General features: G+C 67.8%; 9 protein-coding genes. 7 read left to right on the top strand and 2 right to left on the bottom strand.

Features of this window, described 5'->3' with window-relative positions:
• Nucleotide 1 precedes the first annotated feature (1 nt).
• From ON43_RS12310 to ON43_RS12300, 3 genes are read left to right on the top strand one after another with little or no spacing between them, the layout of a single operon-like run.
• Nucleotides 2–1,513: a hypothetical protein gene (locus ON43_RS12310; protein WP_051178318.1), complete on the top strand. Its 1,512-nt coding sequence runs from the start codon at nt 2–4 to the stop codon at nt 1,511–1,513.
• Nucleotides 1,510–2,982: a glycosyltransferase gene (locus ON43_RS12305; protein ID WP_040807005.1), complete on the top strand. Its 1,473-nt coding sequence runs from the start codon at nt 1,510–1,512 to the stop codon at nt 2,980–2,982. The genes ON43_RS12310 and ON43_RS12305 overlap by 4 nt, the downstream gene beginning before the upstream one ends.
• Before the next feature lie 2 nt (nt 2,983–2,984).
• Complete coding sequence (locus tag ON43_RS12300) at nt 2,985–4,670, top strand: ArnT family glycosyltransferase (protein WP_086007933.1); 1,686 nt, start codon at nt 2,985–2,987, stop codon at nt 4,668–4,670.
• A 31-nt stretch (nt 4,671–4,701) separates the two neighbouring features.
• Here the strand turns inward: ON43_RS12300 and ON43_RS12295 are convergent, their stop codons facing one another.
• Nucleotides 4,702–5,889, bottom strand: a complete 1,188-nt coding sequence (locus ON43_RS12295) for a hypothetical protein (RefSeq protein WP_051178317.1) — start codon at nt 5,887–5,889, stop codon at nt 4,702–4,704.
• A gap of 69 nt (nt 5,890–5,958) precedes the next feature.
• Nucleotides 5,959–9,510 carry a DNA polymerase III subunit alpha gene (gene dnaE / locus ON43_RS12290; protein WP_040807004.1) on the bottom strand — a complete coding sequence of 1,184 codons (3,552 nt, stop codon included), beginning with the start codon at nt 9,508–9,510 and terminating at the stop codon, nt 5,959–5,961.
• Nucleotides 9,511–9,740: 230 nt separating this feature from the next.
• Between dnaE and ON43_RS12285 the strand changes: the two genes are divergently transcribed.
• From ON43_RS12285 to ON43_RS12270, 4 genes are read left to right on the top strand one after another with little or no spacing between them, the layout of a single operon-like run.
• Nucleotides 9,741–10,925, top strand: a complete 1,185-nt coding sequence (locus ON43_RS12285; RefSeq protein ID WP_040807003.1) for a sensor histidine kinase — start codon at nt 9,741–9,743, stop codon at nt 10,923–10,925.
• A 54-nt stretch (nt 10,926–10,979) separates the two neighbouring features.
• Nucleotides 10,980–11,786: a LytR/AlgR family response regulator transcription factor gene (locus ON43_RS12280; protein WP_051178316.1), complete on the top strand. Its 807-nt coding sequence runs from the start codon at nt 10,980–10,982 to the stop codon at nt 11,784–11,786.
• Nucleotides 11,783–12,148, top strand: a complete 366-nt coding sequence (locus ON43_RS12275; protein WP_051178315.1) for a hypothetical protein — start codon at nt 11,783–11,785, stop codon at nt 12,146–12,148. The genes ON43_RS12280 and ON43_RS12275 overlap by 4 nt, the downstream gene beginning before the upstream one ends.
• A gap of 23 nt (nt 12,149–12,171) precedes the next feature.
• Nucleotides 12,172–13,698, top strand: a complete 1,527-nt coding sequence (locus ON43_RS12270) for a sodium/solute symporter (protein ID WP_051178314.1) — start codon at nt 12,172–12,174, stop codon at nt 13,696–13,698.
• The last annotated feature ends 17 nt before the right edge of the window (nt 13,699–13,715 follow it).

The raw sequence follows: 13,715 nt of genomic DNA, 5'->3' as shown, positions 1-13,715 counted from the left end.
CATGAGCGTGACCGCGAGCCTGGAGGCCCAGGCCCGGGCCCGTCACCTGTGGGACGGGGTGGGGTGGCGCACCATGGTGCGTCTCATGGTGGTGCTGCTGTGCACGCTGGTCGCGTTCGGCTACACCTGGCTCGAGCTGATCGGCGACCTGCGGCACGACTCCGATATCGGCTATGTCTTCGTGCTGGCCGTGGTCGCGGTCTTCGCGGCGATCGGGATCGCCCTGCGGCACCGCGACGAGCTGCCCATCTACGACCGGCAGACCGACATCATCGTGGGGTTGATCGGGCTGGCGCTGACGGCTGCGCTGCTCGGTCTGCTGGTCTTGCGCTACCCCTACCAATACGAGGTCCTGCATTGGGATCTGGTCGCGGCCCCGCTGTTCATGATGAGCGTGAGCATCCTGGCGTTCGGGCTGCGGCCGGTGTTCCGGTTCTGGCCGGCTTGGCTGCTGCTGCTCGCGGCGTTCCCCTCGCCCTACCGTGAGCTGGTCGCCGCCCTGGGCGGCAGCGAGGTCGCCGACGGCGTCGTCACCTTGCTGCTCGGGGCGGCGGCCGCGGCGATCGGGGCCGGCCGTACCTGGAGGCGAGCGCTGGTGGCCGCGGTCCTCACCCTCGCGCTGGGTGCGGTCGCGCTGGTGGTGCTGTGGCGCTGGTTCCCGAGCGCGTCGCCGCTGGCGTATCAGGCGGTGCCGACCATTCTGGCGGTGTACCTGTCGACGACGATCATGTATCTGAACCATCGGAACTGGTCGACGATGAAGCCGCTGGACCGGCCGGTGCGCCCGCTCACGGCGGCGCATTCGCGCGCCGCGCTGGCGACGGCGGTGGTGGCCACGGCCTTGATCGCACCGATTCCGATCCCGCACGAATACGGCGTCGACTATCCAGAGTTCGCCGCGCTGATGATCGCGGACGCGCCCGCGGTGCCGCCCGGCTGGCAGGTATTCAGCGAGCGCGAATATCCCTGGGCCCCGCGCTTCTTCGGACCGGGCACCTCGTGGACGCGCCGTTCCATGGTGGCGCTGCGCGGTAACCCCGACTGGGACAAGGAATCCCGTCGCCGCCGGATGGTGGTCGACTTCGCGCGTTCGTCCAACCCCAACCATCTCGAGCGGCATCCGCAGTTCACGCTGTACTCGCTCATCCAGCCGCGCATCAGCCCGCCGATCCGGATCGACCTGGGCCACGGCATCACCGGGCGGCTCAACACCGTGGTCGACGATCGGCGGCTGCTGAGCTGGACCTGGTTGAGCTGGCGCTGGCGCGGCCGGGACGGCGCGGAACTCGTCAGCCTCATCTCCGCCGACAACCACCTGCCGGACGCGGAATTCCCCCAGCCCCAACCCTCGGTAGCGCGCAATACCGAGAACCTGCTGCATCAGATCCTGCGCGGCAATGCGGTGAGCCTCGATCCGGAATCGGAGAAGGACGACGCGGAATCGGAGTACAAGGACCGCGACATGCTCACCCTCGTGGCCCGGGAGATCGTCCGGATCGGAGTCGGCGGATGACCGCCGAACTGCCCGGCCTCGCCACGGAATCCGAGCGCGCGCGGGCCCTGCACGCGGCCGTGCAAGGGCTGCGCGAGACCGACCCGATGGCCTCCGCCGCGGTGGCTTTCCTACCCTGGCAACGCAATACGCTGCTCGCGGGCGTCGCGGTCGCGGTGGTGTGCGCGGTGTTCGCGCCGCGATGGACCCTGATCGTCCTGGTCGCGGCGTGCACGCTCGGCTATACCGCGGTCCTGGTGGACCGGGTGCTGATCTTCGCGCGGGGTATGCCGCGCGACGCCATCCTGCATGTCGACGACGAGCGTGCCCGGGCGTTTCCGGAGGATCGGCTGCCGCCCTACACCATCCTGGTCCCGGCCTACGGTGAGCCCGAGGTGGTCGGCGATCTCATCGCGGCGCTCAACGGCCTGGACTACCCGCGCGACCGGTTGCAGGCACTGCTGCTGCTCGAGCAGGACGACACCCCGACCATCGAGGCCGCGCATGCCGCCGGAATCGGTTCCGCCGGAAGCGAACACATCACCATCGTGCTGGTGCCCGCCGCCGACCCGCGCACCAAACCGAAGGCGTGCAATTACGGACTGCATGCCGCGACCGGCGATATCGTCACCATCTACGACGCCGAGGACATCCCGGATCCGCTCCAATTGCGCCGGGTGGTCGCCGCTTTCGAGGAGCTGCCGCGCTCGGTGGTGTGCATCCAGGCGAAGCTGGCGTTCCACAATGCCCGGCAGAATCTGCTCACGGCCTGGTTCACCATGGATTACGGGCTCTGGTTCGGGTTTCTGCTGCCGGGACTGATGCGCAGCAGCGCGCCGATTCCGCTGGGCGGCACCTCGAATCACTTCCGGCGCAATGTGCTCACCGCGATCGGCGCGTGGGATCCGTACAACGTCACCGAGGACGCGGACCTGGGGGTGCGTATCGCGGCGCGCGGCTACTCCACGGCCGTCATCGATTCGACCACGCTGGAGGAGGCCAATCCGGATCCGATCAACTGGATCCGGCAGCGATCCCGTTGGTACAAGGGCTATTTGCAGAGCTGGCTGGTGCACGCCCGGCGGCCGGTCCAGTTGTGGCGCAAGATCGGGCCGATCGCGTTCCTGCGGTTCACGCTGTTCCTGGCGGGCACGCCGATCATCGCCTGCCTGAATCTGCTGTTCTGGTTCGTCACCCTGACCTGGATCTTCGGTCAGCCGCAGATCATCGAGGAGGTGTTCCCGGCCGCGGTGTACTTCCCGGCGCTCGTCGCGCTGGTGCTCGGCAATGCCACGACGGTGTACATGAATCTGATCGCGTGCCGCGAGAACGGCCGCCCCGATCTGCTGGTGGCGTGTCTGCTCTCGCCCGCGTACTGGCTGTTGATGGCCATCGCCGCGACCAAGGGCTGCTGGCAGCTGATCCGGAATCCGTCTTACTGGGAGAAGACATTTCACGGGCTGGGCACGTCCACGGAGGCGGCCGAGTGAGCATGGACCGGGTGCCGCGCGCGATCTTCGCCGCTTCGACGCTGCTGTACGTGATCACGGGCGGGTACCTCACCGCCGGGCGCGGCTATCTGATGGGCGATGCGCTCAGTCGCGTCTCGGCCACGGAATCGGCGCTGTTCAGCCGGGATCCGCATCTGTCGGCCATCGGGTTCGTGTTCACTCCGCTGACCGCGCTGGCGCAGTTGCCGTTCGTGGCGCTCGGGCGCTGGGTTCCGGCGATTACCCGGTGGGGGCTCTCGGGTGTGGTGATGACCGCGCTGTTCATGGCCGGGGCGGTGGTCATGGTGTGGGGCATCGGCCGCGATCGCGGTGTGCCGGTGTGGTTGTGCGCCTTGGTCACCGCCGTGTTCGCGCTGAATCCGATGGTGGTGTTCTACGGCGGCAACGGGATGAGCGAGGCGCTGTTCCTGTTCTGCCTGTGCTGGGCGGTGCGACGGCTCATGCGCTGGGTGACCACGGACGGGGTGCACGATCTGGTGGCCTGCGGGATCGCGCTGGGGCTGGGCTATCTGACCCGATATGACGCGCTGGCGCCCGCCGCCACCGCGGGGGTGTTCGTGTTCGCGCTCAGCTATTACCGGCGGCGCTCGGCGCAATATCGATTCAGCGGTGCGGCAATGGATCTGGTGCTGGTCGCGGCCCCGGTCGCGCTGGCGTTCGTGGTGTGGGCGGGCACCAGCTGGCTCATTACCGGGCAGGGGTTCCAGCAGTTCACCTCGCAGTACGGCAATTCGGCGATCCTGGCGCAGGAGGGGGCGAGCGCCCCGCACCATCCGCTCGCGGCCGCGCAGTACTCGATCGGGGCGATGCTCATCCTCGCGCCCGCGCTGCCGCTGCTGCTGCCGATCGCCGGGGCGCTGGCCATCCGGCGGCGCGAGCTGACACCGCTGGTGCCGATGCTGCTGTGCGGGTCGGTGCTCGGGTTCCAGATGCTCAGTTACGCAAGCGGTTCCACCTTCGCGTTCCTGAGGTTCTATGTGGCGGTGATTCCGCTGACCGCGATCCTGGCATTGACTATCGCACCGGCGCGGGGCGTCGTGCCCAGTCGCAGGCTGGGGGCGTTCGCGAGCGCGGAGGAGCGCGGCACTCCCGATCCGGCCACTCCCCCGAGGCGCGCCGCTCGCGGTCGAGTGACCGGCGCCGTCGGGGCCACCCTGGCGGGCCTGCTGCTCGTCGTCTCGCTGCCGGTCACGGCGCGCGGCATGAACAGCCAGCTGATGGCCGTGCAGGAGTACGCATTACGCGCGGTGCTCTTCCCGGACCCGGAGGATACGAGCGACAAATACCTCGACGCCGAGCACATCGCCTACACCTTCGCCGCCGAACGCCGCCTGGCCGACCATATCGACGCCATGAACCTGCCGCGCGATTCCATCGTCATGGACACCGTCTACGGCTTCGCGGTGCAGATCGCCTCGAAACACCCGGATCGCTTCGTCATCCCCTCCGACCGCGACTTCGTGCATACCCTGAACCACCCCCTGGAACGCGGCGTGAAATACATTCTGTCGGTGCCGAATAGCGGCCGCGGCACCTCCGACGCGGTGAACCGCCGCTACCCGACCATGTACGAGAACGGCGCGCAGATCGCCACCTTGGAGCTGGAGATCCCCAATGACGGTGCCGGTCAGCCGGACTGGCGGCTGTATCGGGTGATCGGGAGCTGACCGAATTCTCCCGCACGAGAACCGGATCGGTTCAGCCGAACGTGGTCTGCCGCTCCACGACCTGCCAGAGCGGATCATCGGGACCCACATCGTAGGTGCACTGGTCCGGGCGTGGATCGGGAACATAGGCCCAGACCAGCGCGCCCGCCGTCCCGGCGGCACGCTGGCCGGTGATGCGCCGGTCCATGATGTCTCGCCGATTCTCCAGTGTGTCGCAGGATCCGGCATATTCGCCGATCTCCCCGACCAGCAAGGGTTTTCCGATCTCCCGCGCCTGTTGCAGCCGGCGCGCCAACCCGTTGTTCGGGCCGCCCGGCAGCGGGTCGCCGTCCTCGCTGTAGTCGTGGTACTCCACCACGTCGATATTCGGGGATCTGCTTACATGGCCGAAGGCGTCTCCGGCGATGCCGCACTGGCTTCCGCCCACGTACCCGGCGAAGATCAACCGCCGGGGGTCCAGCTCCCGCACGATCTGCCCGGATTCGTCCATGAACGTGCGCAGGACCTGGGCGGCGTCCTTGGGACAGGTGCGCAGCCGCAGGTCGCACTGGCTGCCAAGACAATTGCTCGGCTCCGGCTCACCGATGAGCTCCCACCCGGCCAGCACCGGTGAACCCCGCCAGCGATTGACCGCGGTGCGCACCCAATCCCGAAAGCTCATGACGGTCCGGCCGGGCACGAGAATGTCCTTCTTCCAGTCCTCGGCGTACCACTGCTGTTGTTTGAAGATCTCGTCACCGCAGTCGCCGGTCTGCGCGGCCAGCACCGGCAACACGATGCGGCCGTATTTCTCGGCCGCCGCGAACACCGCATCCGCCGCGGTGAAGTCGAGCGCGCCAGTGTTCTTGTTCACCGCCAGGGCCTGGAACATGGCGAAACGGGTGAGGGAATGCTCCGGCACCTTGGCGAAGAACGCGTCGAGGTCGACCTCGGCCCCACAACCGAAGTTGACGGCATAGTCGGTCGCCAGCTGCGGACCGTTGAATCCCGCGGGCCACCAGGGCTTCCCATACAGCAGCAGCCCGGTCGGCGTGGCCGCGACGGCTGCCGGCGCGGCGGGCGCACCCTCCGGGATCGGCGCGGCCGCCCGGCCGTTCGGGCCGGCCGAAGGGCTCACCGGGACCGAATGCGGTCCGCTGTGCCCGCAGGCCGTGGATGCGACCAGCAGCCCGGCAGCGAGCAGCACCCCAATTCGGCGAACACGCGGCAAACGCAGCATGCCGCGCACCCTACCGCCGCAATCGACCCGAATCGCGGAGGCGAGCCCACCCCAAGAAGATCAGGGGGATCAGCCGCCGAGGCAGCCCGGGCCGAGCAGCGCCTTGAGGTCACCCATCAGGGCGCTCGACGGGGAGACCCGTAGGTTGTCGGCGACCTTCAGCGTGGTGGTGCGGTCGCGGGAGCCGACGTGGCGGATGTGGACGTCGGCGGTGCCCGGATGGCGGTTCAGCACGCGCTTGAGCTCACCGATCTTGTCCGGGGTGCACAGCCGCGTCGGGATGACCACCGACACCGGCTTGTCCACGCCGATGGACGAAAGATCCGGCACCACAAGATCGTTGGCGATCAGCGACACGCGATCGTCGCGGGCGCTGACGCGCGCCTTCACCAGGACGATGGCGTCCTCGGTGACGTCCATGCCGTAGACCGAGTAGGACTGCGGGAAGAACAGCACCTCGATGCCACCGGAGAGGTCCTCGAGCTGCGCCGAAGCCCAGGGCAGGCCGTTCTTGTTCACGCGGCGGGTGACATTGGCGAAGATGCCGCCGATGGTGACCTGCGCGCCGTCCTTGACATCACCTTCGAGGATGGCGGGGATCTGGGTGTCGGACTGGGCGGCCAGCACGTGTTCGACGCCGTTGAGCGGATGCCCGGACACGTACAGGCCCAGCATTTCCCGCTCCAGGGCGAGCTTGTGCTTGGTCTCCCATTCCTCGTCGGGGACCTTCACATTGAAGACGCTGGCGATCGACTCGTCACCCTCGTCGAGCCCGCCGAACAGGTCGAACTGGCCGATGGCCTCGGCCTTCTTGGTCGACATGACCGCGTCGATGGCGTCGGAGTGCACCAGCAGCAGGCCCTTGCGCGGGTGCCCGAGCGAGTCGAAAGCGCCTGCCTTGATGAGGGATTCGGTGACCTTCTTGGTGCAGGCCACGGCGTCGATCTTGTTCAGGTAGTCGGAGAAGTCGGTGAACTTCGACTTCTCCTTGCGTGCCTGAATGATCGAGGACACCACGTTCGCGCCGACATTGCGCACCGCGCCCATGCCGAAGCGAATGTCATTGCCCACGGAGGCGAATTCGATCTCGGACTCGTTGACGTCGGGCGGCAGCACCTGGATGCCCAGGCGGCGGCAGTCGGCGAGATAGACGGCGGCCTTGTCCTTGTCGTCACCGACGGAGGTGAGCAGACCGGCCATGTACTCGGCGGGGTAGTTGGCCTTGAGGTACGCGGTCCAGAACGACACCAGGCCGTAGCCCGCGGCGTGCGATTTGTTGAACGCGTAACCGGCGAACGGGAGAATCGTGTCCCACAGCGCCTTGATGGCGGGCTTGGAGAAACCGTTCTCCAGCATGCCCTTTTCGAAGCCCTCGAATTCGGCCTCGAGGACCTCGGCCTTCTTCTTACCCATGGCGCGACGCAGAATGTCTGCTCGGCCGAGGGAGTACCCGGCCACCTTCTGCGCGATCTGCATGATCTGCTCCTGATACACGATCAGGCCGTAGGTATCACGCAGGATGTCCTTCAGAGGCTCTTCCAATTCGGGGTGAATCGGCTTGACCTCTTGCCGCCCGTTCTTGCGGTCGGCGTAGTCGTTGTGCGCGTTCATGCCCATGGGGCCGGGGCGGTACAGCGCGAGCACGGCGACGATGTCCTCGAAGCCGGTGGGGATCATGCGGCGCAGCAGGTCTCGCATGGCGCCACCGTCGAGCTGGAAGACGCCGAGAGTGTCACCGCGCGCGAGCAATTCGTAGGTGGCGGGATCTTCCAGGGGCAGCGTGTCGAGGTCGAGTTCGATGCCGCGGTTGTTCTTGATATTGACCAGCGCGTCACCGATGACCGTCAGGTTGCGCAGGCCCAGGAAGTCCATCTTCAACAGGCCGATGGCCTCACACGACGGGTAGTCCCAGCCGGTGATGATCGCGCCGTCCTGCGCGCGCTTCCACACCGGGATCGCGTCGGTCAGCGGCTCGCTGGACATGATCACGGCACAGGCGTGCACACCGGCGTTGCGGATCAGACCTTCCAGACCGCGCGCGGTCTCGTAGATCTTGTTGACGTCCGGGTTCGTATTGATGAGCTCGCGGACCTCGGCGGCCTCTTTGTACCGCTCGTGCTCCGGGTCCATGATGCCCGAGAGCGGAATGTCCTTGGCCATGATCGGCGGCGGCAGCGCCTTGGAGATCTGATCCGCGATGGCGAAGCCCGGCTGACCGAACTGCACGCGCGCCGAGTCCTTCAGCGCCGCTTTGGTTTTAATGGTACCGAAGGTGATCACCTGGGCGACCCGGTCGGTACCCCACTTCTCGGTGGCGTAGCGGACCATCTCACCGCGGCGGCGATCGTCGAAGTCGATATCGATATCGGGCATGGACACGCGCTCCGGGTTGAGGAAGCGCTCGAACAGCAGACCGTGCGGAATCGGGTCGATGTTCGTGATGCCCATGGCGTAGGCGACCAGCGAGCCGGCCGCCGAACCACGGCCCGGGCCGACATTGATGCCGACGCTGCGGGCGTAGGTGATGAGGTCGGCGACGATGAGGAAGTAGGCCGGGAAGCCCATCTCGTTGATGACGCCGATCTCGTAGTCGGCGCGCGTGATGTACTCGGGCGGAACACCCTTGAGGAAGCGCCGGTCCAGGCCGCGCATGACCTCCTTGCGCAGCCAGCTGGCCTGCGTCTCGCCCTCGGGGACCGGGAAGATCGGCATCCGGTCGCGGTGGGCCCAGACATCCTCGTAGGACTGGACGCGCTCACCGATGAGGACCGTGTTGTCGCAGGCGCCGGGGACTTCCGCGTCCCAGATGGCGCGCATCTCCTCGGCGGACTTCAGGTAGTAGCCGGAGCCGTCGAACTTGAAGCGGGTCGGGTCCGAGAGCGTCTTGCCGGTCTGAATGCACAGCAGCGCTTCGTGATTGGCCGCGTCGTGCTCGTGCACGTAGTGGCAGTCGTTGGTGGCCAGCGGCGGGATGCCGAGCTTCTTGCCGACCTCGAGCAGGCCCTCGCGCACCCGGCGTTCGATGGACAGGCCGTGGTCCATGATCTCGAGGAAGAAGTTCTCCGGGCCGAAGATCTCCTGCCACTTGGCCGCGGCTTCGAGGGCCTCGCGTTCGTGGCCCAGGCGCAGGCGGGTCTGCACCTCGCCCGAGGGGCAGCCGGTGGTGGCGATGATGCCCTCGGCGTGCTCGGCGATGATGTCGGCGTCCATGCGCGCCCACTTGCCGAGCTGGCCCTCGATGGAGGCGAGGCTCGACAGCTTGAACAGGTTGCGCAGACCGGTCGCGTTCTCGGCGACCATGGTCATGTGGGTGTAGGAACCCGAACCGGAGACGTCATCGGACTTCTGCGACGGGTCGCCCCACAGCACGCGCTTGGTGTTGAACCGGGACTCCGGCGCGATGTAGGCCTCGATGCCGATGATCGGCTTGATGCCCTGCTTCTTGGCGGAGTTGTAGAACTCCGAGGCGCCGTACATATTGCCGTGGTCGGACATGCCGACGGCGGTCATGCCCAGTCGTGTCGCCTCTTTGAACAAGGGCGTGATCTTCGCCGCGCCGTCGAGCATCGAGTACTCGGTGTGGTTGTGGAGATGGACGAATGATCCCGACGAGGCTGACACCCGGCCATCTTAAGTGCACCCGCCGACAGGTTCCGAAGGCACGCGGGGCGGGTCGCAAGATCGGCGTGGCGTCCTCGCGTGTCGCCAGTTCAGCGGCGGCGGACGTGGCGAACTCCGCACCGGAGGTGGTGAATGCCACTGCGGCAACGGCTCAGTGATAATCAGGCCATGAACAGGTTGCGGCGCAATCGCCCGCGCGCGAGTGGCATGACCGGCCCGCGCGGGACGGCATGACTACCGCCGCCATCCTGGTCTCGGGTGTGCTGATCGCGGGCGCGCTGCTGGCCTGGCCGCGCACCCGGCGCACGGTGACCACGCCCGCCGAACGCGCGGTGCACACGGTCCTGCACACCGCCTCCGAGGCGGCGCGCCCGCTGCGGCGGGGATTGACCGCCGACTCCGCGGCCGAGGCCGCACCGCATCTGCGCGCGTTGACCGGGGCGCAGGCGCTGGGCATCGCCGATGCCGAGGGCACGTTGCTGGCTTGGGAGGGGCCGCATCCGGAGTTGGCGGACATCTTCATCGATGCGGCGCGGCGGGCCATTTCCACCGCGCGACCGCTGCTGGTCGCCGGTCCCGGCGCGGGGGCGCACACCGTCATCGCCCAGCCGCTGTCCACCGAATACGGGGGTATGGCGGGTGCGCTGGGCGCGGTCGTCACCGGGCAGCCCGATCCAGGGATGCTGGGCGCGGTCGCGGAGGTGGCCCGATATGCCTGCGGGCACATCGAATTGGCCGAACTCGACGCCTCCCGCGCCCGGCTCGACCGCGCGGAGGTGCGGGCGCTGCGGGCGCAGATCAGCCCGCATTTCATCTACAACGCGTTGAACACGATCGCGTCGTTCGTGCGCACCGATCCGGCGCGGGCGCGGGAGCTCATCCTCGATTTCGCCGACTTCACCCGGTATTCCTTCCGCACCGCGGGCGAATTCACCGTGCTGGCCGACGAATTGAAGAACATCGACCGGTACCTGGTGCTCGAGCGCGCCCGATTCGGCGACGCCCTGCAGGTCCGGCTCCAGGTAGCTCCGGAGGTGCTGGGCGTGGTCCTGCCGTTCCTGGCCTTGCAGCCGCTGGTCGAGAACGCGGTCCGCCACGGCCTGGCTCCGCAACCGTCCGGCGGCACCTTGACCCTCATCGCCGCCGACGAAGGCACCGACTGCGTCATCACCATCGAGGACGACGGCGTCGGCATGGATCCCGACCTGCTCCGCTCCGGCGCGCTCGATGCCGTCGAAAAGAACTCCGCCGACGCCCCTTCCGGCGAATCCGCCCATATCGGCCTGGCCAATGTGGACGACCGCCTGCGCGCCGCCTTCGGCGACGACTACGGCTTGATCGTCGAAACCGCGCCCCGGGCAGGCACCAAGGTCATCATGCGCATTCCTAAATTCCGCGCCGGCATCCACCCCTGACGGTTCGCCCACCCCTCTCCTATCGGACAAACCGCACCGTACGATGACCCCGTTGTGACTCAGACCACCGTGAATGGGCCGGGCGCACTGCGCGTACTGGCCGTCGACGACGAGAAGCCCGCTCTGGACGAGCTGGTCTACCTGCTGCGCACTCGCCCCGAGGTCGGCGAAATCCACCAGGCCGCCGACGCCACCTCGGCCCTGCGCGTCCTGCGCGCCCACCCCGTCGACGCGGTCTTCCTCGACATCAACATGCCCGGCCTCGACGGCATGGAATTGGCCGGAATCCTCTCGGAATTCGCGTCGCCGCCCGCCGTGGTTTTCGTAACCGCCCACGACGACCGCGCGGTGGCCGCCTTCGACCTGGGCGCGGTCGACTACCTCCTGAAACCCATCCGCGAAGCCCGCCTGGCCGAATCGGTCCGCCGAATCGCCACCGGCCACGCCCCGTCCGCCCGCACAACCGAACGCCCACAGCCCGAACCAACCGACCCCCACGCCGTCATCCCCGTCGAACTCGGCGGCGTCACCACCCTGGTCGCCCGCGACAGCGTGAACTGGGTAGAAGCCGACGGCGACTACGCCCGCCTACACACCGAATCCGCCTCCCATCTGGTCCGAATCCCCCTCTCCGAACTGGAGAACCGCTGGCGCGAGGCAGGTTTCGTCCGAGTCCACCGCTCCTACCTGGTCGCCCTCCGCGAGGTCACCGGCCTCCGCACCGTCGGCACCAGCACGGTCGTCTGTCTCCGCGCCGTCGGCCCCTCCCCCGCCGTCGAGTTGCCGGTAGCCCGCCGCCAGGTCCGCGAACTCAAGCAACGCCTCATCCCCGCATCGCCCCGCACCCGAGGCGGGCGATGAACGCTGAGCAGCGGAAGCCGGTGCGGGAACGGGTGGTGTTGGCCGAGCGGCGGGGGGCGCGGGTGGTGCGGGCGCGAGTGGAGGTGGCCGAGCAGACCGAGGTGGGGGCGGTGCTGATCGGGGGGTTGATCCGGGCGCAATTCGGGCTGGCGGCGCGGCTGGGGTTGGTGACCGTGGTCGTGCTGGGTGCGCTGCCGCTGGTTTTTCTGGGGCCGCTCGGGACGGCGACGGTGTTCGGAATCCGGCTGCCGTGGCTGTTGTTGGGAGCGGCGGCGTATCCGCTGTTGTACGTCGTGGGCAGGATCTACACCCGGCTGGCCGAGCGCAATGAACGCGACTTCAACGAATTGACCAGGGACTGAGATGGATTGGACCGGACTCTGAGATGGATTCGCACACCTCGCCTATCACGCTGATCGCACTGCTGGCCGCCGCCGTGGCGACAGTCGGGATCGCCGTGTACGGAGTGCGGCTGGCGCGCACCACCTCCGACTTCCTGGTCGCCTCCCGCAGTGTGGGGCCCCGGTGGAACGCGGCGGCCATCTCGGGTGAATACCTCTCCGCCGCCTCATTTCTCGGCGTCGCCGGGCTGATCGCCAAATACGGAGCGGACGCCCTGTGGTACCCGGTCGGTTTCACGGCGGGCTATCTGGGCTTGCTGCTCTTCGTCGCGGCACCCCTACGACGCTCGGGGGCGTACACGGTCCCGGATTTCACCGAATTCCGGCTCGGCTCTTTGCGTTTGCGACGTTTGGCAGCGCTTGTCGTGGTGCTCGTCTGCGCGGTGTACCTGATCCCGCAGTTCCAGGGCGCGGGCCTGACACTGCGAATCCTGCTGGGCGTACCCGGCTGGGTGGGGGCGGTCGCGGTCGCGGCCATCGTCATCGCCACCGTCGCCGGCGGCGGGATGCGCTCGATCACCTTCGTCCAAGCCTTCCAGTACTGGCTGAAGCTGACCGCCGTCGCCCTCCCCGCCCTGGTGCTGGCCGCCCACTTCCTCGGCAACCGCCCGGCGACAACCGATCTCGGCCCCTGGCTGCGCCCCGGCGGCGGCTTCGGCGGCCCCCACCCCCTCTACGCGGTCTACTCCCTGATCGTCGCGACCTTCCTGGGCACCATGGGTCTCCCCCACGTCCTGGTCCGCTTCTACACAAACCCCGACGGCCGCGCCGCCCGCGCAACGGCCGCAACGGTAATCGGCATGGTCGGCGTCTTCTACCTGTTCCCCACCCTGCTAGGCGCTTTCGCCAGAGTCTTCACACCCCAGGTCCTAGGCTCCGACGCCTCAGACGCCGCCGTCCTACTCCTCCCCGAATCAGTACTGGGCGGATTGGCAGGTCAACTGCTGGGCGCGCTCGTCGCCGCAGGTGCTCTGGCCGCTTTTCTATCCACTTCATCCGGCCTACTGGTCAGCATCGCGGGCGTAGTCAGCACCGACCTCCTCCGCGGCCGAATCCGCGATTTCCGACTGGCGGCCCTCATCGCAGGCGCTGTCCCCCTGGCCCTTTCACTGGTCGTAGTCTCCCTCGACCTCTCCCGCACAGTCGGCCTGGCCTTCTCGGTAGCGGCATCGACCCTCTGTCCCCTGCTCACCCTGGGCATCTGGTGGCGCGGCCTCACCGCCCCAGGTGCAGCAGCAGGCTTGATCACCGGCGGCCTCACTTCCGGTGCAGCAACAGCAATTTCGGTAGCAGGCGGCATCCCGGACCGAATCGCCAACGGCTGGCCCGCCGCAATCCTGAGCTACCCCGCAGCCGTAAGTGTCCCTCTGTCTTTCCTGACCATGATCGCCGTCAGCCGCCTGACCCGAGCCCAGCCCACCCCCGAAGTCGCCCGAATCTTCGTCCGCCTCCACGCCCCCGAAGTCCTAGGCCTGAGCGCCGACCGTGAGCCTGGCCTCCACTCGACCTGACCGGCCGCGCCGGTGAA

It is taken from the genome of Nocardia concava NBRC 100430 (assembly GCF_000308815.1).
In the GTDB taxonomy this organism is placed as follows: Bacteria; Actinomycetota; Actinomycetes; order Mycobacteriales; family Mycobacteriaceae; genus Nocardia; species Nocardia concava.
Note: the sequence above shows the minus strand (reverse complement) of the source record. Positions and strands in the feature narration are given on the sequence as shown.